Annotated in this window: 21 protein-coding genes; 12 read left to right on the forward strand and 9 right to left on the reverse strand. The window is 71.0% G+C overall.

From position 1 onward, the window contains the following. Positions 1-8: 8 nt before the first annotated feature. Positions 9-842: a trypsin-like peptidase domain-containing protein gene (locus tag LQ326_RS11055; protein ID WP_234535162.1), complete on the reverse strand. Its 834-nt coding sequence runs from the start codon at positions 840-842 to the stop codon at positions 9-11. A 191-nt stretch (positions 843-1,033) separates the two neighbouring features. Between LQ326_RS11055 and LQ326_RS11060 the strand changes: the two genes are divergently transcribed. Next, a complete protein-coding gene (locus LQ326_RS11060) occupies positions 1,034-1,456 on the forward strand; it encodes a hypothetical protein (RefSeq protein ID WP_234535164.1) in 423 nt (140 codons plus the stop codon). A 299-nt stretch (positions 1,457-1,755) separates the two neighbouring features. Here the strand turns inward: LQ326_RS11060 and LQ326_RS11065 are convergent, their stop codons facing one another. Continuing rightward, complete coding sequence (locus tag LQ326_RS11065; RefSeq protein WP_234535166.1) at positions 1,756-2,376, reverse strand: hypothetical protein; 621 nt, start codon at positions 2,374-2,376, stop codon at positions 1,756-1,758. A 159-nt stretch (positions 2,377-2,535) separates the two neighbouring features. On the opposite strand from LQ326_RS11065, the gene LQ326_RS11070 reads away from it, so the two are divergent. The 3 genes from LQ326_RS11070 (at position 2,536) to LQ326_RS11080 (ending at position 5,819) form a co-directional block, all read left to right on the forward strand. Further along, the gene (locus tag LQ326_RS11070) at positions 2,536-3,747 is read left to right on the forward strand and encodes a pyridoxal phosphate-dependent aminotransferase (protein WP_234535169.1); all 1,212 of its coding nucleotides are present in this window, start codon (positions 2,536-2,538) and stop codon (positions 3,745-3,747) included. Positions 3,748-3,840: 93 nt separating this feature from the next. After that, positions 3,841-4,251 (forward strand): SCO4983 family protein, encoded by a 411-nt coding sequence (locus LQ326_RS11075; RefSeq protein ID WP_234535171.1) that lies wholly within the window; start codon positions 3,841-3,843, stop codon positions 4,249-4,251. A 293-nt stretch (positions 4,252-4,544) separates the two neighbouring features. Then, the gene (locus LQ326_RS11080; protein ID WP_234535172.1) at positions 4,545-5,819 is read left to right on the forward strand and encodes a glycosyltransferase; all 1,275 of its coding nucleotides are present in this window, start codon (positions 4,545-4,547) and stop codon (positions 5,817-5,819) included. 71 nt (positions 5,820-5,890) lie between these two features. Here LQ326_RS11080 and LQ326_RS11085 read toward each other — a convergent pair whose 3' ends face one another. Both LQ326_RS11085 and LQ326_RS11090 read right to left on the reverse strand, forming a co-directional pair. Beyond that, positions 5,891-6,109, reverse strand: a complete 219-nt coding sequence (locus LQ326_RS11085) for a hypothetical protein (RefSeq protein ID WP_234535175.1) — start codon at positions 6,107-6,109, stop codon at positions 5,891-5,893. Between the two features lie 1,346 nt (positions 6,110-7,455). Continuing rightward, positions 7,456-7,635 carry a hypothetical protein gene (locus LQ326_RS11090; RefSeq protein ID WP_234535177.1) on the reverse strand — a complete coding sequence of 60 codons (180 nt, stop codon included), beginning with the start codon at positions 7,633-7,635 and terminating at the stop codon, positions 7,456-7,458. Between the two features lie 130 nt (positions 7,636-7,765). On the opposite strand from LQ326_RS11090, the gene LQ326_RS11095 reads away from it, so the two are divergent. Genes LQ326_RS11095 through LQ326_RS11110 form a run of 4 tightly spaced genes read left to right on the forward strand, consistent with a single transcriptional unit; the run spans position 7,766 to position 12,196 of the window. Further along, complete coding sequence (locus LQ326_RS11095; protein ID WP_234535179.1) at positions 7,766-8,842, forward strand: substrate-binding domain-containing protein; 1,077 nt, start codon at positions 7,766-7,768, stop codon at positions 8,840-8,842. 30 nt (positions 8,843-8,872) lie between these two features. Further along, positions 8,873-10,072, forward strand: a complete 1,200-nt coding sequence (locus LQ326_RS11100) for a toxic anion resistance protein (protein WP_234535481.1) — start codon at positions 8,873-8,875, stop codon at positions 10,070-10,072. After that, entirely contained in the window at positions 10,069-11,607 is a 1,539-nt protein-coding gene (locus LQ326_RS11105; RefSeq protein ID WP_234535181.1) for a vWA domain-containing protein, read from the forward strand. The genes LQ326_RS11100 and LQ326_RS11105 overlap by 4 nt, the downstream gene beginning before the upstream one ends. Next, a complete protein-coding gene (locus LQ326_RS11110) occupies positions 11,594-12,196 on the forward strand; it encodes a hypothetical protein (RefSeq protein ID WP_234535183.1) in 603 nt (200 codons plus the stop codon). The genes LQ326_RS11105 and LQ326_RS11110 overlap by 14 nt, the downstream gene beginning before the upstream one ends. Before the next feature lie 271 nt (positions 12,197-12,467). Here the strand turns inward: LQ326_RS11110 and LQ326_RS11115 are convergent, their stop codons facing one another. Further along, entirely contained in the window at positions 12,468-14,291 is a 1,824-nt protein-coding gene (locus LQ326_RS11115; RefSeq protein WP_234535185.1) for a phosphoenolpyruvate carboxykinase (GTP), read from the reverse strand. Between the two features lie 350 nt (positions 14,292-14,641). On the opposite strand from LQ326_RS11115, the gene trhA reads away from it, so the two are divergent. From trhA to LQ326_RS11135, 4 genes are all read left to right on the forward strand, one after another. After that, positions 14,642-15,358: a PAQR family membrane homeostasis protein TrhA gene (gene trhA, locus LQ326_RS11120; RefSeq protein ID WP_234535187.1), complete on the forward strand. Its 717-nt coding sequence runs from the start codon at positions 14,642-14,644 to the stop codon at positions 15,356-15,358. Positions 15,359-15,485: 127 nt separating this feature from the next. Continuing rightward, a complete protein-coding gene (locus LQ326_RS11125; RefSeq protein WP_234535189.1) occupies positions 15,486-17,054 on the forward strand; it encodes an MFS transporter in 1,569 nt (522 codons plus the stop codon). Beyond that, entirely contained in the window at positions 17,051-17,692 is a 642-nt protein-coding gene (locus tag LQ326_RS11130; RefSeq protein ID WP_234535190.1) for a TetR/AcrR family transcriptional regulator, read from the forward strand. The genes LQ326_RS11125 and LQ326_RS11130 overlap by 4 nt, the downstream gene beginning before the upstream one ends. Before the next feature lie 33 nt (positions 17,693-17,725). Then, positions 17,726-18,448, forward strand: a complete 723-nt coding sequence (locus LQ326_RS11135; protein WP_234535191.1) for a Mut7-C ubiquitin/RNAse domain-containing protein — start codon at positions 17,726-17,728, stop codon at positions 18,446-18,448. 54 nt (positions 18,449-18,502) lie between these two features. Here the strand turns inward: LQ326_RS11135 and LQ326_RS11140 are convergent, their stop codons facing one another. From LQ326_RS11140 to LQ326_RS11155, 4 genes are all read right to left on the reverse strand, one after another. Next, positions 18,503-19,873, reverse strand: a complete 1,371-nt coding sequence (locus tag LQ326_RS11140; RefSeq protein ID WP_234535193.1) for a UDP-glucose dehydrogenase family protein — start codon at positions 19,871-19,873, stop codon at positions 18,503-18,505. A 129-nt stretch (positions 19,874-20,002) separates the two neighbouring features. Beyond that, the gene (locus tag LQ326_RS11145) at positions 20,003-21,307 is read right to left on the reverse strand and encodes a right-handed parallel beta-helix repeat-containing protein (protein WP_234535195.1); all 1,305 of its coding nucleotides are present in this window, start codon (positions 21,305-21,307) and stop codon (positions 20,003-20,005) included. Further along, on the reverse strand, positions 21,304-23,271 hold the full coding sequence (locus LQ326_RS11150; RefSeq protein WP_234535197.1) for a right-handed parallel beta-helix repeat-containing protein: 1,968 nt from the start codon (positions 23,269-23,271) through the stop codon (positions 21,304-21,306). Before LQ326_RS11150 ends, LQ326_RS11145 begins: the two co-directional genes overlap by 4 nt. A gap of 4 nt (positions 23,272-23,275) precedes the next feature. Beyond that, positions 23,276-24,571 carry a glycosyltransferase family 2 protein gene (locus LQ326_RS11155; protein WP_234535198.1) on the reverse strand — a complete coding sequence of 432 codons (1,296 nt, stop codon included), beginning with the start codon at positions 24,569-24,571 and terminating at the stop codon, positions 23,276-23,278. Between the last annotated feature and the right edge of the window lie 55 nt (positions 24,572-24,626).

Consider the following 24,626-nt stretch of genomic DNA (forward strand, 5'->3'; position numbering starts at 1 on the left):
GCGGAGCGCTACGGCTTGGGCAGGGTGCAGCCACTCGCGCTCAGGTTCAACACGTTGCCCGTCGTGAAGCAGGCCGGGATGAGGTACGTCTCCTCGGCGTAGTTGATCCCCTGCCGCACCGTGACGTTCCCGTTCTGGTCCACCTCGCACGGGTTGTCGACGGTGCACGTCTCCCCGTTCTCGTTGCCCGTGTTGTTGACGGCGACGACCTGGCCCGTGCTGGTGTCGATCACCGGCGACCCCGACGTCCCCCCGATCGTGTTGCACGCGGAGGTGTAGCGGACCGAGTCCTTCCAGGTCCAGTCGCCCTCCTTCAGCCGGTACACGAAGCCGTCGATGTTGCAGCTGTAGATCGTCTTCCAGTAGCCGGAGACGACCTTGATGGCGGTGCCGGCGACGGGGTGGTCGGCGCTGACGGTCAGCGGGCTGATGCCGTAGGAGCTCTTGATCGCCGCGTACGTCGTGGTGGTGCGGTAGATCGTGATGTCCGTGTCGGTCATCGTCGAGTAGACGACCTGGTTGGCGCGGAGCGTGGCGACCTTGGTGCCGGAGGAGTTCAGCAGGCCGAAGGTACGGCTGGAGGACTGGCCGGTGATGACCTCGCCGGGGTTCGGGAAGCCGGTTTCCAGGCAGTGGCCGTTGGTGAGGACCAGTGCGGGGTCGCTGTCCGCGGAGTTCGGGAAGCGGATGACGGAGCCGGAGCAGTTGCTCAGCGAGACGGTGCCCGCGAAGTTGACGGTCACCGCCGCGGCCTTGGCCGTCTGCGGCGCGGCGACCGCCGGTGCCGCACCCATACCGGTGATGGCCAGGGAGGCGAGCGCGGCGACGAGAGGCTTGTTCATGTGGGGTCCCCTCAATACGACGAGGTGACCGGAGATCTTCCGGCCACCCGTTTTTTGACATGCACATTCTCATCACAAGCATCCGCGCGGGCAAGGCTCTGTTTCCGGACGGCACGCTGGCGCGAACCCGCGCCGGCGGAGTGTGCCGCACACAAAGGGGCTGTCGGGGGCAATGACCGGAACCGCACGACTTGAGCCGCCGGAGCTTCCCGACCCGTCCGACGACGAACTGCCGCGCCCGGCCGGCCGGTTGCTTCGCACCCTCGCCGACCTGGACGTGGCCGGGATGCGGTCGGCCCTCTCCGCCGGCCCCGCCACCGGGTTCGAAGAGCGAGGACCCGGTCGCCACCGGAGCGCTCGCCGCCACAGCCGCCCGTACCGTCCTGCGCCAGGCGCTCCTTCTCACCGGCAGCCGGCTCAGGAACCGCCCCCTGCGCGGCATCCGCGTCGAACTCGACGACCCCGGCATCGAGTTGCACCACGCCACGGCCGCCCCGCAGGAACGGCTCATCGACGCGGTCCTCGCGGACACCGGACGGCCGGACGAGCCCGCTCCCGAACCGCAGCCACAGCCACAGCCACAGCCACAGCCACAGGACCCGAACACCGCATGACCACACCGGGTTCGCCGAGGGCCATCGTGGCGCCCTGCTGATCGGCTCGGGAACCTACGGCCCTCCCGAACTCCTCGCCCTCCGCTCCCCGGCGGCGGACTGGCGCGACCGGCCGAGTGCCGCGCGACACGGCCACGTCCGGCACGTCCGGCACGGCCGACACCGCCCACCGCCGCGCCCGAGGCTCAGCCCCGGTCCCGGGAGGAGTCCGGTGATCGCCGAGGGCGTGCCGTACGCGACGGACAGCAAGGTCGCCCGGCACGCACTGCCCGCGAGGCTCACTCCCGGACGGACCGCTCCTAGTGGGACCGGCCGCCGCCCCTGCCGTGCCCCAGGCCGCGTCCCCCGCCCACGGGAGCCGGGGTCGTGGTGGCGGTCGGTGACGGTGCCGTGCTCGTCCCGCGGGTCGCGGTCGCGGTCGGCGAAGCGCCGGCGGCGGAGCCCGCCGACGCGGTGGACCGGGCCGACGGCGGCGTCGTGGCGGATGCGGCCGACGTCGGCGAGAAGGCGACGGCCGCGGTGCGCGGGCTCTGCTCGGGTGCCGCCGCGGCCGACGACTCGCCGGCCGTGCGCTTCGTGAGGTCCTGCCCGCCCGGTGGGCCGTCGCTCGACGAGGAGGAAGACGAGAAGGGCAGACCGGCGATCAGCGCGAGCGCGGACGCGGCGCCCACCGCCCCCACCGCGGCCACCACGTACTTTCCGCGCCGGCCGCGGGCACCGCGGGCAGCGCGCCGCCGGTCCGCCCGGCCCGGCCCCGGCGCCGCGGGGGCGATCTGGGGAAGTTCGCGCGTCTCGTCGTACGCGTTGAGCCAGCCGTGCGCGGCCGCCGGGTCCGGGTACGCCTCGTAGGCGGGGGCCGGTTCACCCTCAGGTCGGTAGACGCTCGGCGCCGCGGCCTCGTCCTCTTCTCGTCTCGGCATGGACGCGGATTGTATGAAGAGAAGAGGCCTTTGAGACAGCTACCGGCGATAACAGGCTAAATCGACGGACCTCGCCCCGGTCCCGTTTGTCCCCCACACGTGTCTCACGTGGTGGAAAACACGAGCCGACGGGCGTTACCGCACCGTAAGCTCACCGGCATGCAGGTGATCCAGTCGACCAAGCTCGCCAACGTCTGTTACGAGATCCGGGGTCCGGTTCTCGAGGAGGCGATGCGGCTTGAGGCGGCGGGGCACCGCATCCTCAAGCTCAACACCGGAAACCCGGCCGCCTTCGGCTTCGAGTGCCCGCCGGAGATCCTGGAGGACATCCTCCGCAACGTCTCCACGGCGCACGGCTACGGCGACGCCAAGGGTCTGCTGGCCGCCCGGCGCGCGGTCGTCATGCACAACCAGACGATCGGCATCGAGACCGACGTCGAGCACGTCTTCATCGGCAACGGCGCCTCCGAGCTGATCGTGATGGCGATGCAGGGGCTCCTGGACGACGGGGACGAGGTGCTCGTACCGGCCCCGGACTACCCCCTGTGGACGGCCGCGGTCTCGCTCGCCGGCGGTACGGCCGTGCACTACCGCTGCGACGAGCAGTCGGACTGGATGCCCGACCTCGCCGACATCGAGCGCAAGGTCTCCGACCGCACCAAGGCGATCGTCATCATCAACCCGAACAACCCGACGGGCGCGGTGTACGACGAGGCGATGCTGCGCGGGCTGACCGACGTCGCCCGCCGCCACAACCTGCTCGTCTGCTCGGACGAGATCTACGACAAGATCCTCTACGACGGCGCCACGCACACGCCGACCGCCGCCGTCGCCCCGGACCTGCTGACGCTCACCTTCAACGGCATGTCGAAGGCGTACCGGGTGGCCGGCTACCGGGTCGGCTGGATGTCCATCTCCGGGCCCCGGGCGCACGCCGACTCCTACATCGAGGGCCTGACGGTCCTCGCGAACATGCGGCTGTGCGCGAACATGCCCGGTCAGCACGGCGTGGTGGCCGCGCTCAGCGGGCGCCAGACGATCAACGACCTCGTCCTGCCGGGCGGGCGGCTCAAGGAGCAGATGGACCTCGCCCACGACCTGCTCACCCAGATCCCGGGCGTGAGCTGCGTCCGCCCCAAGGGCGCGCTGTACCTCTTCCCGCGGCTCGACCCCCAGGTCTTCAAGATCAAGGACGACCGGCAGATGGTCCTGGACCTGCTGCGACGGGAGAAGATCATGATCGTGCAGGGCAGCGGCTTCAACTGGCCGGAGCCGGACCACTTCCGGGTGGTGACCCTGCCGACGGTCGGGGACCTGCGGGACGCGATCACCCGGATCGGGCGCTTCCTGGACGGGTACGGCCAACCGTAGGCGACGGCCGGACCACCGCCCGCGACCTGGGTCAACTTTAGACGAAATCTAAGCTAGGATGGCTTCCTGTCAGAACACTGGAGGCCATCTCCCATGTACGAACCGATCCGCACCAAGTCGGTGCACAGCACGATGGCCGACGCGCCTTCCGACTTCCCGCACCGGACACGCGAGGAGGAGCTGGACATCCAGCTCGCCGGGCATCTCGCGGCGCTGCTCGCCGTCACCGACGAGTTGCGCGCGCTCACGCCGTCCACCGACCTCGACGCCGCCGCGACCCGGCTGGCCGAGCAGGTGGCCCGGCTGCGGGGCGGACACACGCCGGTCCGCGCGTCGCTGACGGCGGTCCAGGAGCCGGCCGCGCTCCATGAGCGTGCGCACGCGCTCGCCGGCCGCGCCCTGGTGGTCGCGGCGTCCCGCGCGGACACCGCGGCGGCGATCCTCGCGGCGGAGCGCATGGACGCTCACGCGGCGGCCCGGCAACTGAGCGGCGCCGCCCACTGACCCCTTCCGGGGTTCCCGAACGGCCCCGGTCCGCGCGCTCCCGCAGCGACGCGCGGACCGGGCGCCACGACCGCACGACGGCGCCGCCTCCCCGGCGTCCCGCCGCCGCTTGCCTCGGACGCGGGCATTCGGGTGGTCTGCCCACGCCAACCGCCTGCCGAACAACGACGGCACCCGCTGTCACTCGTAGCGTCTACGGAAGTGACGGTGGTTCGGCTCCGGCCCCGTCGGCACGTCCACGGTCTTCTCGGCGCCGGCCTCCCCAGAGCGTTCCAGCGAACAGGGAGCAGCAGATGACGTCGACCGAGACCCCGAGGTTCTCCGTCTTCACCCCCAGCCACCAGGCCCGTTTCCTCGACGGGTGCCTCGCGACCCTGCAGGCGCAGACCTGTCCGGACTGGGAGTGGATCGTCCTGCTCAACAACGGCGCCCGGTGGCGACCGGAGCGCCCGGACGACCGGGTCCGGGTGGTGATCGCCGACGACGCCGTGGGGGTCGGAGCGGCCAAACGCCGGGCCTGTGAACTGGCCCGCGGTGAGATCCTCGTCGAACTCGACCACGACGACCTGCTGGCGAAAGCGTGCCTGGCCGAACTCGGCACGGCGTTCGACGAGCATCCCGAGGCCGTCCTGGTCTACAGCAACACCGCGCAGATCACCGAGGACGGGAAGCGGGACGACAGCCGCTTCAACGAGGCGCACGGCTGGCACTACGAGGACGTGCGGGTCGACGGCCTTGAACTGCTCCAGGTCAGGTCCATGGCCCCGACCCCGCACAACGTCTCGTACATCTGGTACGCGCCGAACCACGTCAGGGCCTTCCGCAAGGACGCCTACGACCGGGCCGGGGGGTACGACGCCACCCGTACCGTGCTGGACGACCAGGACCTGATGTGCCGTCTGTTCCACGTCGGCGACTTCCACCACATCCCCCGCTGCCTCTACCTCCAGCGGATGCACCCCGCGAACACCCAGCGCGATCCGGAGATCAACGCGCACATCCAGCGCGAGACCGTCGCCCTGTACGACAAGTACATCGAGGCCAACGCCCTGGCCTGGACCTACCGCAGGGGGCTGATCGCCCTGGACCTCGGCGCGGCCCGCCGCAAGCCGCCCGGCTACGTGGGCGTGGACAAGCAGCCGGGCGAGGGGGTCGACATCGTGGCGACCCTCCCGGACCGGCTGGACCTGCCCGACGACTCCGTCGGCCTGGTGCGCGCGGTGAACTTCCTGGAGCACGTGCCCGCGAAGGTGCCGCTGATCAACGAGCTGTACCGGCTGCTGGCACCCGGCGGCATGCTCCTCACCACGACTCCCAGCACCGACGGCCGCGGCGCGCACCAGGACCCGAGTCACGTCGCGTACTACAACGAGAACTCGTTCTGGTACTACACCGACGACCAGTACCGCACGTTCGTGCCCGACCTCGAGGCGAGGTTCCAGAGTTCGCGGCTGGTCACCGTCTTCCCGTCCGAGTGGCACAGCGAGAAGAACATCTCCTACGTGATCGCCAACCTCATCGCGGCGAAGGAGGGCGCGGCGCGCTGCGGCGGCCCGCTGCTGGTCTAGCGCCGCCGCCACGCGCCCCCACCGCGGAGGGCGCCCCGGGGCGATGCCTCGGGGCGCCCTCCCTGCTGGGGTTACGCCACGTTGGCGCAGACGACGAAGGCCGTGATCGTCTGACCGGCGGTGGACGTGGCGGTCCACGCAGTGGGCGGTGTACCGGCCGCGGGGAAGTTCTCGGCCGCGGCTCCGCTGGCGGCGACGAGGTATCCGCCACCGGTGGCGAAGTCCCCGGTGTCACACGTCGCGGTCGCCGTGCCGGCAGCGGTGCTGGTCCTGACGTAAGTAGCACTCACGGAACCCTGGGGGCCCTGGGGGCCCGTCGCACCCTGAGCACCCGTCGCGCCCTGCGGGCCCTGGGGACCCGTCGCACCCTGCGCACCCGTCGCACCCTGCGCACCCGTCGCGCCCTGCGGGCCCTGGGGGCCCGTCGCACCCTGAGCACCCGTCGCACCCTGCGGTCCCCTCGCACCTTGGGCACCCTGCGCGCCCTGCGCGCCCTGCGCACCTTGGGCGCCCTGAGCGCCCTGAGCGCCCTGAGCGCCCTGAGCGCCCTGAGCGCCCTGAGCGCCCTGAGCGCCCTGAGCACCTTGGGCACCTTGCGGGCCCTGGGGACCCTGCGGACCCTGATGGCCCTGCGGACCCGTGTGGCCCTGGGGGCCCATAGGACCAGGGCCCTCCACCGGCGCCGTGCCTTCGCGGCTGGCCCTGCGGACCGCGTCCGCGATGGCCGCCTGGGACACGTCGTGCGTGCCCAGCTGCTTCAGGACGACGCCGGCATCGGGCCTGTGCGACGCGTCAGCGACCGCCATGGCGCTCGGGGCGACGCCGAGTACCACCGCGGCTGCGCCGGCCGACACCAGAGTGGCGGACTTCAGGCGCGCTGTTCGACTCGTTCTACGGCTCAAGGTAATTCTCCCGACCGATTGGGAGAGGACATGGGCAGCGGGCGCACACTCCGTGCGTTCGAATCGATCGCTTGCCATATCCCCTCGACAGATGAAGCCAGCGCCAACTCTTACGAAAGAATGATTAACGGTCGACTCGGGCCCTTTCGAGAGTCACCCGGCTGACGGAATCTCCGCCGTTTTTTAGGCCTTTACGGTTATCCCTGTCACCCGTTTCGCCGTCCCTCTGATGAATCGACGGCTTCCTCCCCGGAGAGAAACGGGCCGAGGCCGTCAGGCCTGGTGATGACCGAGTGCAGCTCCGGCAGACAGCGGCCGCACCCGCTCGCGAGCAGCGGCTGAGCCAGTCCCCCAGGCGGTCGTCGTCGATCAGGCCGGCCCACCGGACCGCCTCCCCGGCGCAGCCGCCCCCCGGTCGAGCCGGATGACGCGCCCCGCGCATCGCCGCCGAGGGCCAGTCGAGTGCCCAGGCCGCTTTCGCGGAAGTCACGAAGTCGCCCGGAATCAGCTCGTGAACGTGCGCAATTTCCCTGCGGGCGCTCCTGCGCCGCGTATTCCAGCCGCAGCCCGACGCGGACACCGGCCGCAACCAAGCCGCGGCGCGCGCTCGCCGTTCGCGCCCGCGTCGGGCCGGGTCGGTCTCGTCAGCCGGTCGATGCCGTACCCGGAGCGCGCGAACCGGGGCGGGCCGGCGTCGCCCCCTTCGACACCCACCCGCCGATACCCACCCGTCCTCAGAACCAGAAGATGGCCAGAAGAACCAGGATCACCACCGCCGCCACGAGCCACCAGATCCACACATGCCGATGCCCGGTTGCCGGCCTGTCCTCAGGGCCGCCGCCGCATGGGCGGTCCTCCGCCGGGCTCGGGTTCTCCGGTCGGTCCCGGCCGTAGATGTCGTCGCCTTGCGCCATGCCCTCACTCCTGTCAGGACCACACCACGCACGGAATGTCCGGTTCCGGTTGCATACCGGGATCGCCCGGTCACCACCCGTTCACCCGATCGGCGCAGGAACGTCCCCTTCCGCGAGCACGCTCCTCCGCGTGAGACGTATCGCGGGAATCCTCCTCGCAGTGCTGCTGATCGGTGGCGTGGTGGCTGCCGTCGTCGCAGGCCGGCAGGGGGATGACAAAGGCACGGCAACGAAGACCGTGCGTGGTGTGATCGGTTCGGAGAAGTCGGACTTCTTCGCCGATCCCGATGTGGTGAAGGCCCTCGCCGCCAAGGGCTACACCGTGAAGACGGAGGCGTCCGGATCCTGGGCCATGGAGGATCTGGACCTGAAGGGCTACGACTTCGCCTTTCCGTCCAGTTCGGCGCCCGCCGACACGCTGGCCGGGAAGTACCACGCCCGCCAGCCCCTCCCTCGCCCCTTCTACTCGCCCCTCGTCGTCGTGGCCCACCGCAGCGCGGCCGAGGTGCTGGCGGCGAACGGCCTCGCCGTGCTCGACGGCGGGGGCAAGGGCATCCTGAAGATGGGCGCCTACCTCGACGCGGCCGAGCACGACCGGACCTGGCAGCAGCTCAAGGGGGCCAAGGCGCACGGGGAGTTGACCGGGACGCTGTTCATCACCAGCACCGACCCGGAGACCTCCAACTCCGGCGCTCTCTACCTCGCCGCCGCCTCCTACGTCGCCAACGGCGGCCGGGTGGTGGCCAGTGGCGCCGACGTCGCGAGGACCACGCCGCTGCTGCGCAAGCTGGTCAGCGTGCAGGGGGCCCAACAGCCGAGCAGCGACGCGGTGTTCCGGGACTTCATCAGCGGCGCCGGCAACCCGCTGGTGTGCCTGTACGAGTCGCAGGTCGTGTCGCTGCTCGCGGAACAGCACAGCGCCGACGACCTCGTCGTCCTCTACCCGGACACCACGGTCAACAGCGACCACACCGTCGTGCCGCTCGACGACGCCGGCCGCGCGCTCGGCGAACTCCTCAGCACCGACCCGGCCCTGCGCAAGCTCGCCGTCAGGCACGGCTTCCGGCCCCAGGGCGACTCCGCCGAGTTCGTCCAGGCCACCGCGGACCGCGCAGCCCACCTCAACCAGACACTGACCGGCGTCCGGCAGGCGCCCGTGCCCACCTCCGCGGTGCTGCACGAGATGGCCCGCCGGGCGCGCGGCTGAACGGGGGACCCTGTGAGCAACTTCGACAAGATGGTGCCGAGCGGCGGTGCGCCTACGCCCACGCTCAGCGGCGACGACGTCTTCACGCTGACCCCGCCGGAGGCGGTCGCGCCCGTGCCGCGGGAGCGGGCCGGCGGACTCGTACCGGTCGACGACAGCGTCCGTACGGACATGGCGCAGAAGGCCGCCGCGTACGTCCGGGGGCTGGCCTCGCTGGACGCGCGGTCGCCGGAGTTCGCGAGCAAGGTCGGTGAGATCACCGGCCTCGGCGCCGGCGAGATGCGCACCGCCGCCGCGCAGTCCAACCGCATGCTGGAGCGTGCCGTGCGCAGCCTGCCCGACAAGGGCGCTGACGCCCAGGCCAAGGTGGCCGGCTCCCTGGTCGAACTGCGCAGGGTCGTCGAGGACCTGGACCCGCGCGACCTGCCCGCGGGCCGGGGCCGCAAGTTCCTCTCCCGGCTGCCCGGAGGCAACAGGCTCCGCGACCACGTCGCCAAGTACGCCTCCGCGCAGGGCACGTTGAACAAGATCGTGGGGTCGCTGCGCGGCGGCCAGGACGAACTGCGGCGCGACAACGCGGCGTTGCAGACCGAGCGGGTACGGCTGTGGGAGACCATGGGCAAGCTCCAGGAGTACGTCGTCCTCACCCAGGCCCTGGACACCGCCGTCGAAGAGCACGCCGCCCGGCTGACGGACCCCCAGGAGGCCGACGCGGTACGCGCGGACGTGCTGTTCCCGGTCCGGCAGAAGCACCAGGACCTGCTCACCCAGCTCGCGGTGGCCGCGCAGGGCTACCTCGCGATGGACGTCGTACGGCGCAACAACGACGAGCTGATCAAGGGCGTCGAACGCGCCGCCACCACCACCGTGTCCGCACTGCGCATCTCGGTGATGCTGGCCTCCGCACTGGACACCCAGAAGAAGGTGGTCGAGCAGGTCAACGCGTTGCGCGGGACGACCGAGGAGCTGATCCGGGGCAACGCCGAGATGCTCGCGAGCCAGAGCGGGGAGATCCAGCGGATCGCCGCCGACCCGGCCGTGGGCGCCGAGACGCTGCGGGCCGCGTTCCAGCAGATCTACCGGACCCTCGACGCCATCGACACGTACAAGGCGCAGGCGACCGAGGCGATGGCGAACACCGTGCAGTCCCTCACGGACGAACTCCAGCAGGCGAGCACCTACCTGGAGCGCAGCCGTGCCAAGGGGGCGCTGGAAGGCGGTCTCACGTGACCAGACACCCGCTCCTCGCCCTCCTCGCGGCGGCGGCCGTCGTCCTGACCGGCTGCACCGCGAAGGACCACGACGACGACTCCGCGGCCCCGAGGCCCGGCACCCTCCGCGTCCTCGCCTCCTCCGAACTCAGCGACATGACGGCCGTCTTCGACCGCGTCCGCAAGGACACCGGGGTCACCGTCCGCCCCACCTACATGGGCACCCTGGACGCCGTCGACCTGCTGGCCCGGGGGAAGGCCGACGGCAGGTACGACGCGCTGTGGCTGTCCTCCGACGACTACCTGCGGTTGCGCCCGGAGGCGGCGAAGAAGGTCGTCTCCGAGACCTCGATCATGACCAGCCCGGTCGCGATCGGGGTGCGGACGGCCACCGCCAAGGCCCTGGGCTGGAAGCCGGACGCGGTGACCTGGTCCCGGATCGAACAGGCCGTGGTGGCGGGCCGGCTGTCCTACGGCATGACGGACCCGGCCCGCTCCAACTCCGGCTTCGCCACGCTGATCTCGGTCGCCTCCGCGCTCTCCGGCGCCCAGTCGGCGCTCACCGACGCGGACGTGGCCAAGGCGACCCCGCAGCTGAAGGAGTTCTTCAAGGGCCAGAAGCTGACCTCCGGTTCCTCGGGCTGGCTGGCCTCCGCCTACCAGCGGCGCGGTGACGTCGACGCGCTGCTCAACTACGAGTCCGTCCTCAAGGGCATCCCGGGTCTCACGGTGATCCGGCCCAGCGACGGCGTGGTCACCGCGGACTATCCGTTCTCCTCCCTCGCCGGCACCTCCGCGGCCACCCGCGAAGACGTCCGAGAGGTCACCGAGGACCTGCGCGGCGCGGCCGTGCAGAAGCTCATCACCGACACCACCCGCCGCCGCCCGGTGGTCGCCTCCGTCCCGCCGGCCGCCGGTCTCGACACCACTCGCCGCCGCGAACTCCCGTTCCCCGGCAGCCGGTCGGTGGCCGACGGGCTCATCTCGGCGTACGAGAACGAACTGCGCCGCCCCTCCCGCACGGTCTACGTCCTGGACACCTCGGGCTCCATGGACGGTGACCGGCTGAACCGGCTGAAGAAGGCCCTCACCGACCTCACCGGCGACTTCCGCGACCGCGAGGAGGTCACTCTGATGCCGTTCGGCTCGGCGGTGAAGAGCGTGCGCACCCATGTCGTCGAGCCGGCGGACCCCAAGGCCGGTCTGGCCGCGATCCGCAAGGACACCGAGGCGCTGACCGCCGACGGCAACACGGCGATCTACACCTCGCTGGAGAAGGCGTACGACCAATTGGGAAGCGGCGAGGACACGTTCACCTCGATCGTGCTGATGACGGACGGCGAGAACACCACGGGCGACAAGGCCGGTGACTTCGACGGCTTCTACCGCGAGCTCTCCACCGACCGGCAGCGGATCCCCGTCTTCCCCATCCTCTTCGGCGACTCCTCCCGCGCCGAACTCCAGCACATCGCCACCCTGACCGGTGGCCGTCTCTTCGACGCCCGGCAGGGCTCCCTGGACGGCGCCTTCGAGGAGATCCGTGGCTACCAGTAAGGCGCTCGCCTACCTCGAATCCCGCAAGAACCTCACCGGTTCGGCGGGCGGCCTGCTCGGCCTGGTCCTGACGTTCACGGGTGTGGCAGGCCCGTACTGGCCGGTGGTGGTGGCGGGTCTGTACGGCGCGGGCGCGCTGATCGCCCCACCGGAGCGGCCGCCGCTGCCGGACTTCCCGTCCCCTTCGGCCCAACTGGAGGAGGTACGGGCGGACTTCGCGCAGCTGGGCGCCTATCTGGCGGAGGTGGACCTGCCGGCGGCGGCCGCCGGGCGGCTGGCCGAACTGCGGGACCTGCTCTCCGCGCTGCTGGACCCGGGCTGGGCGGCCGAGCTGCTCGCCCAGGACCCGGAGGGGGTCCATGTCCTCTCCCGGGCGGTGCGCCAGGACATCCCGGAGGCGGTCGACAGCTTCGTACGGACCCGGTGGTGGACGCGTATGACGCCGGGCCAGGAATCCCCGGAACGCCATCTGGAACGGCAGTTGGCGGTCCTGAAGGAGGAGGCCGGGCAGCTGGCGGCGGGCCTCGGGGAGACGGAGGCCCGCCGCCAGGAGACGCACACCCGGTATCTGGAGGAGCGGGGCAACTGAGCCGCCGTGTCGTCGCCCGTCGCGGGGCCGGTCCGGGTGGCCGTGCCCGTGACCGTGGTACCGGTCCGGCGGGCGACCGGGGTCACCACCCGAACAGGCGAAGGCCTGTCGTCACCGAGCTCCCCTCGGGGCGGAGGGGAAAGGCGACGACAGGCCCACAGACCCCGCACCCCGTTGTGCGCGGCCTCGCCGGTTCACACCGCGGCCGGTCGTGACGATCGCTGGTCAGGGCAACATCCCCCAACCGGCCGCGGAGTCTTCGGTACGGGACTCAGCCCAGCCGCTCCACGAGCGCCCGGTACTCGGCCCACAGCTCCTTCGGCGTGTGGTCGCCGAAGGTGTTCAGGTGGTCGGGGACGAGTGCCGCCTCCTCCCGCCAGACCTCCTTGTCGACGGTCAGCAGGAAGTCGAGGTCGCTGTCGTCGAGGTCGAGCCCGTCGGTGTCGAGGGCGTCACGGGTCGGCAGCACACCGATCGGCGTGTCCACACCGTCGGCCTTGCCGTCCAGCCGTTCCACGATCCACTTCAGGACCCGGGAGTTCTCGCCGAAGCCCGGCCAGACGAACTTGCCCTCGTCGTTCTTCCGGAACCAGTTGACGTAGTAGATCTTCGGCAGCTTGGCCTGGTCCTTGTCCTTGGCCACGTCGATCCAGTGGGCCATGTAGTCGCCCATGTTGTAGCCGCAGAACGGCAGCATCGCGAACGGGTCGCGGCGCAGTTCGCCGACCTTGCCCTCGGCGGCGGCGGTCTTCTCGGAGGCCACGTTGGCGCCGAGGAAGACACCGTGGTTCCAGTCGAAGGACTCGGTCACCAGCGGTACGGCGGTGGCGCGGCGGCCGCCGAAGAGGATCGCCGAGATCGGCACGCCCTTCGGGTCCTCCCACTCCGGCGCGATGATCGGGCACTGCGCGGCGGGGACGGTGAAGCGGGCGTTGGGATGGGCTGCCGGGCTCTCGGAGGCCGGCGTCCAGTCGTTGCCCTTCCAGTCGGTGAGGTGGGCGGGGGTCTCCTGCGTCATGCCCTCCCACCAGACGTCGTCGTCGTCGGTCAGCGCCACGTTGGTGAAGACGGAGTTGCCCCACAGCGTCTTCATCGCGTTGGCGTTGGTGTGCTCACCGGTGCCGGGCGCGACGCCGAAGAAGCCGGCCTCGGGGTTGATGGCGTACAGGCGGCCGTCCGCGCCGAACCGCATCCAGGCGATGTCGTCGCCGATGGTCTCGACGGTCCAGCCGGAGACGGTGGGCTCCAGCATGGCGAGGTTCGTCTTGCCGCAGGCGCTCGGGAAGGCGGCGGCGACGTACTTGGACTCGCCCTGCGGGGGCGTGAGTTTGAGGATCAGCATGTGCTCGGCGAGCCAGCCCTCGTCGCGCGCCATGACGGAGGCGATGCGCAGGGCGTAGCACTTCTTGCCGAGCAGGGCGTTGCCGCCGTAGCCGGAGCCGTAGGACCAGATCTCGCGCGACTCGGGGAAGTGCGAGATGTACTTGGTCTGGTTGCACGGCCAGGGCACGTCGGCCTGGCCCGGCTCCAGCGGGGCGCCGAGGGTGTGGACGGCCTTCACGAAGAAGCCGTCGTCGCCGAGTTCGTCGAGGACGGCCTGGCCCATGCGCGTCATGGTGCGCATGGAGACGGCGACGTACGCCGAGTCGGTGATCTCCACGCCGAGGGCGGAGAGCGGCGAGCCGAGGGGGCCCATGCAGAACGGGACGACGTACATCGTCCGGCCCTTCATCGAGCCGCGGAACAGGCCCTTCTCGCCGGCAAAGATCTCCCGCATCTCGGCGGGCGCCTTCCAGTTGTTGGTCGGGCCGGCGTCCTGCTCCCGCTCGGAGCAGATGAACGTGCGGTCCTCGACCCGGGCGACGTCGGTCGGGTCGGAGGCCGCGAGGTAGGAGTGGGGGCGCTTGATCGGGTCGAGCTTCTTGAAGGTGCCCTTCGCCACGAGCTCTTCGCACAGTCGCTCGTACTCGGCCTCGGATCCGTCACACCAGACCACGCTGTCCGGTTGCGTCAGTTCGGCGATCTCGTTGACCCACGAGATCAGTTCCTGATGGTGGGTGGGGATGACGGTGGGAGCCGCGATGTCGCGCGCCACGATCGCTCCTAAATGAGGGATTTTTGATCTTTGGGCCCTTGCAGACCTTGTTGCCCCGTGGGGGCCGCGACCCGGACGCTTCGTAGCCGCTCATCCGGTGTCGACCGCACTCATTTGATACTCCGACTCGATCACCCATCTGTCCAGAGGGAGTCACAGATGAGCGACGTGAGGAAGACCACGGTTTCTGCGTTCACCTGCGTTTCTTTGCGTCCACATTGAGTTCGCCTCAAGGTCTTTTTGCCCGCCCTTGCGGGCACCCCCGAGGCTCCGTGAGACGATGGCCGCCCGCGACGGCTGTCGGGGGGCGACTGATCCGTAACTTACGGTTCCGTAGGTACGATGCCCTCATGACTGCGTCCGCCCCCGACGCGCCCACGGAACCGCCGGCCGCCGGCCGTGGTTCCGCCGCGCTCTCCTCCCTGTCGCAACAGGTCAAGCCCAAGCTGCGCGGCTGGCTGCACCTGGGCATGTTCCCGGCCGTACTCATCGCGGGCCTCGTCCTCACCGCCCTCGCCGACTCACCGCGCGGCCGCATCGCCTGCGGGATCTACGCCCTGACGGCGTGCCTGCTGTTCGGTGTGAGCGCGCTGTACCACCGGGGCGACTGGAGCCCGCGCATGGACGGCGTCCTGCGCAGACTCGACCACGCCAACATCTTCCTGATCATCGCGGGCACCTACACCCCGCTGGCCCTGCTGCTCCTGCCGGGTACCAAGGGCCGGTGGCTGCTCTGGGGCATCTGGGCCGCGGCGGCCGCCGGCATCGCCTTCCGGGTCTTCTGGGTCGGCGCGCCGCGCTGGCTGTACACGCCCTGCTACATCGCGATGGGCTGGGCGGCGGTCTTCTTCCTGCCCGACTTCATGCGCACCGGCGGGATCGCGGTCCTGGTCCTGGTGATCGTGGGCGGCCTCCTCTACAGCGCGGGCGGCGTGATCTACGGCATCAAGCGCCCGAACCCGTCACCGCGCTACTTCGGGTTCCACGAGGTGTTCCACTCCCTCACGCTGGCCGCGTTCGCCGTCCACTACGTCGGCATCTCCCTGGTGGCCTACCAGCACGCATAGCCCCACCACCGCTCCTCCGAGTGGCCACGGCTTTCGAGCCGTGGCCACTTTTTTTCATGCCCTCACGCACATTCCGACACCTACTCGCCATTGACAGTCACTATATTTTGACAGCTACTCTCATTTCATGGCTACTGTCACTCATCTGGAAGAGGCGCACCGGAACCCCCGCCGCTGGTGGGCCCTGGGCGCTCTGGTCGCGAGCATGCTGGTGCTCGGCTTCGACACGACGATCCTCAACGTGGCGCTCCCGACGATGGCCCGGGAACTCGGCGCCACCACCAGCCAGCAGCAGTGGATGGCGGACGCGTACGTCATCGTCTTCGCGTCGCTGATGCTCCCCGCCGGACTTCTCGGCGACCGCTTCGGCCGCCGCCGGATGCTCGTCGCCGGTCTGGCGGTCTTCCTGGCCGGCTCGGTGATGGGCTCGCTGGCCGGCGACGTGCACTGGGTGATCGCCGCCCGCACCGTGATGGGCGTCGGCGCCGCGCTGGTGATGCCGCTCGCGATGTCCGTGCTGCCCTCGCTGTTCGGGCCGGCCGAGCGCACCCGGGCCGTCGGCATCGTCTCGGCCGCCTCGGCACTCGGCCTGCCGCTCGGCCCGATCATCGGCGGCTTCCTGCTCAACCACTTCTGGTGGGGCTCGGTCTTCCTGATCAACGTGCCGATGGCCGCCATCGGCATCGCCGCCTGCGTCTTCCTGCTTCCCGAGACCAGCGACCCCGCCTCCCCCAAGGTCGACGCCCTCTCCACCGCGCTCACCGCGATCGGCCTCGGCGCCCTGGTCTACGCGATCATCGAGGCGCCCGACCGCGGCTGGGGGGATCCGCTGGTGCTGGCCCTGTTCGCGGTCGCCCTCGTGCTCGTCACGGCCCTGGTGCTGCGCGAACGCCGGGCCGGCCGCCCCATGCTCGACATGGCGCTCCTCACCCACCGCGGCTTCCTGCTCAACGCCCTCGCGGCGACGCTCGTGATGTTCGTGCTCTCCGGCCTGCTGTTCGTGCTGCCGCAGTATCTCCAGGCGGTCCTCGGCAACGACGCCCTCGGCACCGGCCTGCGCCTGCTGCCGATGATGGGCGGCCTGATCGTCGCCGCGCGGGCCGGCCAGCCGGTCGTCGCCCGCTTCGGCGCCCGCGCCGTGGTCGCCGCGGGCCTGGTCGTCCTCGCCTTCGCCGCGTTCCTCGGCAGCCGTACGTCGGTGGGCGACGGCTACGGCTTCACCGCGCTGTGGCTGTCCGTCGCCGGCCTCGGCTTCGGCTTCTCGGTGGTCCCGGCCATGGACGGCGCCCTCGCCGCCCTGCCCACGGACCGGGCCGGCAGCGGTTCCGGACTGCTGATGACCCTGCGCCAGGTCGGCGGCGCGATCGGCATCGCCCTGCTCGGCAGCCTGCTGGCGAGCGCCTTCCGCGACCGCCTGGACGTGACCGGCCTGCCCGCTCCGCTCGGCCACACGGCCGGCGAGTCGGTGGTCGCCGCCCACCTGGTCGCCGCGAAGACCGGCTCCGCCCGCCTCGCCGGCTCCGCGAACGCCTCGTACGTCCACGGCATGGGCCTGGTCCTGATGGTGTGCGGCATCGCCGCGCTCGCCACCGCGCTGCTGGCCGCGGCGTTCCTTCCCGACGCGCCCACCGAGCGCCGTACCGAAGGGGGCGAGTCCCCGGCCGTGGCCCCCGCCGCCGCCGATGCCGGACAATGACCGGCATGACGGCACCAGACACCTCCTTCTCCCCCGCCGGCAGTCCCAGGCCCGGCCTGCGCGAGCGGAAGAAGATCAAGACCCGCGAGGCGATCCGCACCGCGACCTACGCGCTGGTCGAGGAGCAGGGGTACGAGGCGACGACGATCGAGCAGATCGCCGAGCGGGCCGAGGTGTCGCCGTCGACGGTCTTCCGGTACTTCCCGACCAAGGAGGACATCGTCCTCACGGACGAGTACGACCCGCTGATCATGGAGGAGCTCCGGGCCCGGCCCGCCGACGAGCCGTGGCCGGACTCCCTCCGCCATGTGATACGCCGGGCGATCTCGCTCGGCATGAAGGACTCCCACGCGGTCTCCCGGCTGCGCACCCGGCTGATGGTCGAGGTCCCCTCGGTGCGCTCCCGGATGATGGAGAGCATGTCGGAGACCGGCCGGATGCTCTGCCAGGCCATCGGTGAACGCACCGGCCGCGACCCCGGCAGCCTGGAGGTCCGGGTCTACGCGATGTCCATCGTCGGCGGGCTGATGGAGACCTCGATGTACTGGGCGGAGCAGGACCACGCGCCCGACTTCGAGGCGCTGGTCGACCGTGCCCTCGACGTCATCGAGCACGGCCTGCCTCAGGAAAACCACTGAGGTCACGGCCGTCACCCGTGCCATCCTGACCGGGTGAACGCTCCCGAGATCCAGGTCGAAGTAGCTCCCGAGCTCGCCCTGTTCGTCCCGCACGCCCGCCGCGTCGGCGCCCACCCGCTCACCGTCGACGGCGTCTCGACACTCGGCCACGTGATCGAATCCCTCGGCGTCCCGCTGACCGAGGTCGGCGCCCTCGTGGTGGACGGCCGGCAGGTCCCCCCGGCCCACGTCCCGGCGCACGGCGAGTCGGTGGCCGTCCGCACCGTGCGGCGCCCGCAGCGGGTCCCCGGTGCTCCGCTCCGCTTCCTGCTCGACGTCCACCTCGGCACCCTCGCCCGCCGCCTCCGCCTCCTCGGCGTGGACACGGCGTACGAGTCGACGGACATCGGCGACCCGGCCCTCGCGGCCCGCTCGGCGGCCGAGAAGCGCGTGCTGCTGAGCCGCGACCGGGGCCTGCTGCACCGCCGCGAACTCTGGGCCGGCGCCTACGTCTACAGCACCAGCCCCGACGACCAACTCCACGACGTCCTCGACCGGTTCGCCCCCGGCCTGCGCCCCTGGACCCGCTGCACGGCCTGCAACGGCCTGCTGAAGGACGCGACGAAGGAAGAGGTGGCGGACCAGCTCAAGGGCGGCACCCAGAAGTCGTACGACGTCTTCGCGCGGTGCGAGGAGTGCGGCCGCGCGTACTGGAAGGGCGCGCACCACCGGCAGCTGGAGGCCATCGTGGCACGCGCCCTCGCCGAGTTCGCCTGAGGAGTTCGCCTGAGGTCGCCCGGACCGGCCCCGGCCGGCCGTCGCCTTCGGCCGTCAGCTTCGGCCCAGTGCCCGGTACTCCCAGCCGGCCGCGCGCCACTGGGCGGGGTCGAGGGCGTGCCGGCCGTCCACGACCCGGCGCCGGTTCACCACGGCGCCCATCACCTGCGGGTCGATCTCCCGGAACTGCGTCCACTCGGTGAGCAGCACCACGACGTCGGCGCCCGCGGCGGCCTGCAGCGCGTCGGTCCCGTACCGCAGCTCGGGGTGGACGCGGCGGGCGTTGTCCATCGCCACCGGGTCGTAGACCGTCACCAGGGCGCCGGCCCGGTGCAGAGTGGCGGCGACGTCCAGCGCGGGCGCGTCCCGGATGTCGTCGGAGTTGGGCTTGAAGGCCGCCCCGAGCGCGGCCACCTTCGTCCCGGCGAGATCGCCGCCGACCAGCTCACGGACCAGGTCCACGGTGCGGGCCCGGCGGCGCTGGTTGATGGCGTCCACCTCACGCAGGAAGGCGACCGCCTGGGCGACGTCCAGTTCCTCGGCACGGTGGATGAACGCCCGGATGTCCTTGGGCAGGCAGCCACCGCCGAAGCCCAGCCCCGGCTTCAGGAAGCGGCCCCCGATCCGGTCGTCGTGGGCCAGCGCCTCCGCCAGCCGGTGCACGTCGGCGCCGGCGGCCTCGCAGACCTCCGCCATGGCGTTGATGTACGAGATCTTCGTGGCGAGGAAGGAGTTGGCGGCGACCTTGACCAGTTCGGCGGTGGGCAGGTCGGCGACCACCACCGGGGTGCCCTGGGCGATGACGGGCGCGAACGCCGCGCGCAGCTGCCGCTCCGCCCACGCGGACTCGGTGCCGAACACCAGCCGGTCGGGGTGCAGGGTGTCCTCGACGGCGAAGCCCTCCCGCAGGAACTCCGGGTTCCAGGCCAGCTCCACGGCGTCCCCGGCCGGGGCGGTGGCGCGGACCAGCTCCGCCAGCCGGGCCGCAGTGCCCACCGGCACCGTCGACTTCCCGACCACCAGGGCCCGGCGGTTCAGGTGCCGGGCCAGCTCGGTCACCGCGCCCTCCACGTAGCGCAGGTCCGCGGCGTAGGAACCGGGCTGCTGCGGAGTGCCCACACAGACGAAGTGGATGTCGCCGAACTCGGCTGCCTCCGCGAGGCTGGTCGTGAAGTGCAGCCGGCCCGACTCCTGGGCCTTGACCAGGAGTTCGGGCAGACCTGGCTCGAAGAACGGTACCTGGCCGGCTCTCAGCAGCTCGATCTTGCCGGGATCCACGTCGACGCCGAGCACCTCGTAGCCGAGGGCCGCCATGCAGACGGCGTGCGTGGCGCCCAGGTAACCGGTGCCTATGACGGTCAGGCGGGGGGCGTCGGTGCCGACAGTGCCGTCGGTGCCGTCGATGCCGCGGGGAAGAGTGTCCATGATGCCTCCGAGGAGATTCCGATATGCGGATGAAAGGTGCATACGGGAACGTGTGTGGCGCAGAGCGGTGGGGGCGGGGGCGTGCGGAGAGGTGCGAGCGGGGCCCGGTGCGGGCCGGGCCCCGTCGCGTCAGGAGGCGCAGGCGATGTTGGCGAGGCCCTTCGCCGCGTCGGCGACCTTGTTGTCGCAGGTGACCTTGTTGTTCTCGGGGGGCGCGAAGTGGAAGCCGTAGCCGGGCCCGTCCACCTGCGCGGTGTTGGCCTGGAACACGTTTCCGGTGCCCCAGCCGTCGAGGATCCGGTGGGTCTGGAAGCCGTCCTCACGGGAGTGGCGGCCCACGTTGCCCTTGATCAGCCAGTCGTTGCCCTTGACGTCGACCCAGGAGTCGTTGTGCCCTCCGCTGAGGCCGGCGCCGTCGAAGGTGTTGCCGGTCAGGGAGCCCCCGGTGGTGCCCTCCTTGATGTCGACGGACTCGGCGGTGGTGTCGCTGATGTGGTTGCCGCGGATCACGTTGTCGTCGCTCTTGTCGGGCTTGCAGCCGGTGACGGTGCACCAGTTGGACTGAGCCGACCCGACGTAGACGCCCTCGCCGAACTGCTCCTTGCGCTTGCCCGTGGCGCGGACGGTGTTGCCCTCGACCACGTTGCCGGAGCTGAAGTCACGCAGGTGGATGCCCTCGTCGCCGATGTCCTCGACGGTCAGGCCCTGGATGACGGTGCCCTGGACGCCGTCGGCCATGACGCCCTTCTGACCGTTGCGCACGGTGAAGCCGATCAGCCGCCAGTGGCTGGCGCCGTCGAGGTGGAAGGCGTAACCGCCGTCGACGCCACCCGCGTCGATCACCGCGCCGGGGCCGCCGCACAGGAAGACCGGCCGGTCCGCCGTACCGGGGGTGGTGGCGGTGAAGCGGTCCGGGTAGACCCCGTCCTGCATCTTGATGACGGTACCGGGCCGGGCCTGGTCCAGCGCCTGCTGAAGGGACTTGGCGTCGCTGACGGTGACGGTGGCGGCCGGGCACGTCACCGGTCCGGCGGCCACGGCCGCGGCCGAGCCGGTCGCGGTGGGCGTGGCCGTCCCGCCGGTGGCCGCCGTGCCGCCCGGTGCCGGGCCGGAGGCCGTGGCACCGGAGCCGTCGGTGTCGTCCCCGTCGTCCGTGGGTTCGGCGACCGGGATGGTGGGACCGGCGGAGGGACCGGCGCCGTACACGACGGGACGGTCGTCGCCGGCGGAGGCCCCCGCCACGATCAGCGCCACCACAGAGATCAGCAGGGCGGCCGAGGCCACCCACAGCGGCGGACCGCCGGAGAGCCAGATCCGGCGCAGCCGCTGCGCGGCGGGCTCGCCCGCCGGAGAGCCGCCGGCGGGCGGGCTGTCGCCCGGCCCGCCGTCGCCGGGTCCGCCGTCGCCGGGCGCTGCGGGGAGGTTGTCGCTCATTCGCTCATCACCGGCTCCCGTCGGCGGCTTGCCACGGCGATCTCCTCCGGCGGCGGGGCGGGCAGCGGTGCCTTGTCGGAGTACGGGTGGAGGATGCCGGCGCCCTGCCCGTTGCCGCGCCGCCGGCGCCGGCCCATGACGGCCGAGAACAGGATCAGCAGCAGGATGCCCGTCCACAGCAGGGTCATCGGGCTCGCGTAGTGCTTGACCTTGACCCAGAAGGAACTGGTGTCGTACCAGGCGAAGGTCTGGTTCTCCTTGATGGAGGCACCGCCGTGGGAACGGCTGGAGTCCAGCGCGCTGGGGCCGACCCCGGCGATGACGTTGAAGGAGACCGTCGTGCCGTCCACGCCACCGACCAGGCTGACGCCGTGGCTGGTGGCGTCCTGGACGGTGTTGCCGCGTATCTCGGCGGCCGAGTCGCGCACGTACACACCGGTCTCCGGCCCGTCGATGATGTTGCCGGTGACCGTGGCACCGGTGACCCCGTCGCGTACCGAGATGCCCTGCCGCTTCTGGCCGGTCAGCCGGTTGCCGGTGATGGACACCTTGTCCGCCGCCAGGCGGGCCACGATGCCCATGTCGCCGCCCTCGATGCGGTTGTTCTGCACCCCGACGTCGAAACCGCCCAGCACCTCGACGCCGTACCGGCCGTTGTCCTTGGCCACGCTGTTGGCGACCGAGTTGGAGCCGTAGCTGTCGACTGCCTGCCCGGAGGCGGAGGGACCGTCGGCGAGCGGCTTGCCGCTGAGCGTGTAGCCGTTGCCGCCGTTGCCCGCGGCCGTGGAGCCGCTGATGCGCACCTGCTGGGTGGCGCGGGAGAGGATGAACCCGTCGCCGCCGTTGTTCCTGGCGACCGTGCGCTGCACGAGCGAGCTGGAGACGAAGCGGTGCAGCACCACCCCGTCCTTCAGGCTGTTTTCCACGGTGGTGTCGCTGATCTCGATCCCGGTCGCGCTGGAGATGAAGATCCCGAAGGCGTTGCCGGTGATGGTCGAGTGGGTGATCGACCCGGAGACGTAGGAGAGCCCGGCGGTGGAGAACCGGGCGTCGGGTGTGGTCAGGGCACCCGAGGGCATGGCCGTGATGTCACCGCTGCTGGTGTTCTGGCCGTCCTGCGCGTCGCGCTGGGCACGGGCCCGCTCGCGCGCGGTCTTGCCGTGCACCTGGCCGGCGTTCTCCAGCGAGCCGGTGTTCGGCCGGTCGGTGCCGGTGAGGCTGAGCCCGCCGGTGCGGCCGCTCCAGAAGCCCAGGTTCGCGAGTTTGGTGTGCGTCATCTCGAACTGGCCGCCGATGGTGCGGATGTAGGCGCGGCCGTCCCCGACGTCGGTGTCGGCCTTGTTGGCCTGCGGGTCCCAGCTGGTGATGGTCAGCGGCGCCTGGGCGGTGCCCTGGAGGGACAGTTCGCCGCCGAAGGAGACGATGGAGACGAAGCCGCTGCGGTTGCTGGCCATCCGCAGGGTGAGGCCGCCCGGGTTGGACAGCTTCAGCTTGGCGCCGACGTTGAGATAGATGTTCTCGGTCAGCACGTACGAGCCGTCCTTGCTCCGCACGAAGGTCTGCGGGGCGAGCTTCAGCAGGTCGGCGACCGTGTAGGCGGCGCTGCGGTCGGTGAGGACCAGGGTGTACCCGTTGTCGGTGTCGAGCCGGTACGGCACGGTCCACTTGGTGCTCTGCAGGGGCGCCACCGAGGTGAACGCCCGGACCTGGTTGAGCCGGTGGTCCTCGTCGGCCACGAGCGCGGCCTGGTTCTCCGCGTCCTCGGCGGCCAGTTTCTGCTTCCTGTCGCCGCCCCCGTCGGCGTGCGCCGTGGCCGAGGTGCCCAGCAGCAGCGCCACGGCCACCGCGAAGGCGCCCAGCACGGCCGCCGCTCCGGCACCGGCCCGGCGCGGCCGGGTGCCGGAGCCGGGTCTTGTCCTCGTCACGAGATCCGTCAGGAGATTCGTCATGAGACGGGTTGCCATGGCGTCAGACCACCTCGGGCTGGAGGGCGGGGTGGCTCTGGCCGCCCGCGGCGGGTCCGGCGAGCGTGGCCGCGCTCTGGCCCTCGCCTCCGATGCTGGTGCTGCTGCGGGTGAGCCAGCCCTGCTTGTTCATGGTGACGAAGGCGTACAGCTTGATCGGCAGCGAGATCATGATGACCACGAGGGCGGTCAGCGGCAGCAGGAATATCTCCTGCGGGTGCCTGCGCAGGTGCGAGTAGCCGCGGACGGCGCGGCCGAGGAGCAGCCAGATCAGGGTGAGGGCGATGCCGCGGGCGGTGAGGTCCAGCCGGCTGGTCAGCAGATAGCCGAGGGCCATGCCCATGGTCACCGGGGTCAGCAGGATCTGCAGCACGGTGATCTTGGTGACCAGCGGGACCCGCCACAGCCAGCCCTTGTACAGCGCGGTCAGGTAGCAGCGGTAGGAGTTGCGGCTCCATCGGACGCGCTGCTTCACGAAGGCCCGGAAGGACGAGGGGAACATGGAGATCGCCCGCGCGGAGGACTGGTGCACGGTCTTGTAGCCCGACGCGAGGACCAGCCAGGTCAGCCTGCCGTCGTCGCCCGCCACACAGCGGCGGCCGAGGAAGAACTCGTTCTCCAGGTTCTCCAGCACGGGCAGGACCGCCGAGCGGCGGTAGGCGGCGGTACGGCCGGACAGACAGGCCACGGCACCGGCCCGGCCCATGGCCGGTACGTAGTCGTAGTACCGGAGGTTGACCAGCCAGTCGGCGATCCGGCGCCACACGCTGGTGGTGCGCTGGTAGACGTTCTGCTGGGTGCCCACGCCGCCGACCGCGGGGTCCGCGAACGGCATCTGGACGGCGTCCAGCAGTCCCGGCTCCCAGCGGGTGTCGGAGTCCACCAGGACGAGGAGTTCGCTGGTGGCGGCCCGTATGCCGACCCCCAGCGCGGAACGCTTCCCGCGGTGCTCGAAGGCGAGCACCCGGACCCGGGGGTCCTCCACCAGCGACAGCCGGTGCAGTACCTCGTGGTCCTCCACGTCGGGGACGATGATGATCTCAGCGGGATCCTGGGCGAGCCAGGTCTCCAGACACTCCAGCAGGATCTCCGGGTCTTCCCGGTAGGCCGGGACCACCACGGAGACGCTGGTACGGAAGTCGTTGACGACCGGCTTGGCGAACCGCGAGAGCACCGCCCGGTACAGCCAGAGCACCCAGACGAACAGTCCGGCAAGCCCCAGCGGCATCAGCTCTCGCCACGAAGTCTCCCCCACAGCCTCGACGATCCACGACCAGACCTGGTCGAAGAACTCGGACAAAGTTGCGCTCTCCCCCCACATGACACGACTGCCACGGCTCGAAATGAGACAGAAC

Source organism: Streptomyces shenzhenensis (genome assembly GCF_021462265.1).
Classification (GTDB): Bacteria; Actinomycetota; Actinomycetes; order Streptomycetales; family Streptomycetaceae; genus Streptomyces; species Streptomyces shenzhenensis.

Coding starts and splice junctions, on each gene's coding strand:
- LQ326_RS11055 (WP_234535162.1), bottom strand. CDS start 842: ATGAACAAGCCTCTCGTCGCCGCGCTCGCCTCCCTGGCCATCACCGGT.
- LQ326_RS11065 (WP_234535166.1), bottom strand. CDS start 2,376: ATGCCGAGACGAGAAGAGGACGAGGCCGCGGCGCCGAGCGTCTACCGA.
- LQ326_RS11070 (WP_234535169.1), top strand. CDS start 2,536: ATGCAGGTGATCCAGTCGACCAAGCTCGCCAACGTCTGTTACGAGATC.
- LQ326_RS11075 (WP_234535171.1), top strand. CDS start 3,841: ATGTACGAACCGATCCGCACCAAGTCGGTGCACAGCACGATGGCCGAC.
- LQ326_RS11080 (WP_234535172.1), top strand. CDS start 4,545: ATGACGTCGACCGAGACCCCGAGGTTCTCCGTCTTCACCCCCAGCCAC.
- LQ326_RS11090 (WP_234535177.1), bottom strand. CDS start 7,635: ATGGCGCAAGGCGACGACATCTACGGCCGGGACCGACCGGAGAACCCG.
- LQ326_RS11100 (WP_234535481.1), top strand. CDS start 8,873: ATGGTGCCGAGCGGCGGTGCGCCTACGCCCACGCTCAGCGGCGACGAC.
- trhA (WP_234535187.1), top strand. CDS start 14,642: ATGACTGCGTCCGCCCCCGACGCGCCCACGGAACCGCCGGCCGCCGGC.
- LQ326_RS11125 (WP_234535189.1), top strand. CDS start 15,486: ATGGCTACTGTCACTCATCTGGAAGAGGCGCACCGGAACCCCCGCCGC.
- LQ326_RS11130 (WP_234535190.1), top strand. CDS start 17,051: ATGACCGGCATGACGGCACCAGACACCTCCTTCTCCCCCGCCGGCAGT.
- LQ326_RS11140 (WP_234535193.1), bottom strand. CDS start 19,873: ATGGACACTCTTCCCCGCGGCATCGACGGCACCGACGGCACTGTCGGC.
- LQ326_RS11145 (WP_234535195.1), bottom strand. CDS start 21,307: ATGAGCGACAACCTCCCCGCAGCGCCCGGCGACGGCGGACCCGGCGAC.
- LQ326_RS11150 (WP_234535197.1), bottom strand. CDS start 23,271: ATGGCAACCCGTCTCATGACGAATCTCCTGACGGATCTCGTGACGAGG.